The 1,471-nt window shown below is 58.4% G+C and carries 1 protein-coding gene; it reads left to right on the plus strand.

The annotated features are described in order from the left end of the window. The first annotated feature begins 126 nt into the window (after positions 1 to 126). On the plus strand, positions 127 to 1,398 hold the full coding sequence (locus BANT918_RS17090; protein WP_025388054.1) for an integrase catalytic domain-containing protein: 1,272 nt from the start codon (positions 127 to 129) through the stop codon (positions 1,396 to 1,398). Positions 1,399 to 1,471: the final 73 nt, after the last annotated feature.

Genomic DNA, 1,471 nt, shown 5'->3' on the forward strand with positions numbered 1-1,471 from the left:
CGACGAGACTCATAGATAGTCCCCGCGTAGCCAAGGGTCGTGCCTCACATAAATTTCCCCGCCAGACTCTTCACCCGGGGACATAGACACGACGACGATGGGGTCATGGTCGACAAGGACGTTTCCATGAACACCAGAATCGAGATCACGAAGAAATACGCCACCGCGTATGCCAAGGCCGGCAGGCAACAAAAGTCGGCCATCCTCGATGCCGTCACCGACATCACTGGCTGGAACCGCGACCACGCTCGCCAACAGCTCATGCGTCGGACTCGCCAGCCCAAGGGCAGAGCCAACGCCACCGTGGCCGTGATCGATCGACGCAAGACTAAGGCCCGTAAGTACTCCTACGACGCGATCAAGATCCTGCAGTATGTGTGGTCAGTTGCCGGTGGAATCTGCGGCAAATACCTCGCCCAAGCTATGGTCGATCTCCTCAACTCCCTCGAAGCCCACAACCACCTCGTGCCTGGCCAGGGCCGCTACAGCACGAACGTACGCGACGAGCTGGTGTCGATGAGTCCAGCCACGATCGACCGATACCTGGCACCAGCCCGGGCTAGAGACACCCTGCGTGGGAAGTCGGCAACGAAGCCTGGCACACTGTTGCGCAACTCGATCCAGGTTCGTAAGGCCGGTGATGAAGTCGAAGCCGAACCCGGATTCTTCGAAGTCGATACCGTTGCCCACTGCGGACCGACGTTGAAGGGCGAGTTCATCCGCTCGGTCAATTACACCGATATGCACACCGGGTGGGTCTACACCCGAGCAGTCAAGAACAATGCTGCCGTACACATTGTTGCCGCGTGCACTCATTTCGTTGAAGCGGTGCCCTATCTCGTGACCGGGCTCGACTTCGACAACGGTTCAGAGTTCATCAATCACGACCTCATCGACTGGGCGGCCCAGCGGAAGATCTTCTTCACTCGCGGCAGGCCTTATACGAAGAATGACCAGGCCACGATCGAGTCAAAGAACAACCATCTCGTGCGTCGGTACGGGTTCTACTACCGCTACGACACGACAACCGAACTCGGACTCATGACGACGCTCTGGGCACTGGTCAATGACCGGTTGAACTACTTCACTCCGACGAAGAAACCCACCGGGTATTCCACTGATTCGGTGGGTCGTCGCAAACGTGTTTATGACACCCCGCGGACCCCGTTCGTGCGTCTGCTGGATTCCGGGATCCTCAACAGAAAGCAAGTCGCTGAGCTCAGGGCTTACAAGGCTGGTCTTGACCCGGTCCATATCGCGGCCGAGATCGATCGGATCCAGCAGAGGCTGATCAAGCTCGCTGCCGGGAAGACCGCGCGTATGAAACGTGAGATCGAGGCCAAGCAGGCATTGCCCGATTCCTCGGGTATTCGGGTCAGGCCGAGTCGGGTGGGGTGAGAGTTGTTCCCGGGGATAATTTGTGTGAGGCACGACCCTCATTAGCCGGGGGTATTGACATGAGGCACTCCGG

Origin of the sequence: Brevibacterium antiquum CNRZ 918 (assembly GCF_900169145.1) — a bacterium.
Taxonomy (GTDB): domain Bacteria; phylum Actinomycetota; class Actinomycetes; order Actinomycetales; family Brevibacteriaceae; genus Brevibacterium; species Brevibacterium koreense.

Coding starts and splice junctions, on each gene's coding strand:
- BANT918_RS17090 (WP_025388054.1), top strand. CDS start 127: ATGAACACCAGAATCGAGATCACGAAGAAATACGCCACCGCGTATGCC.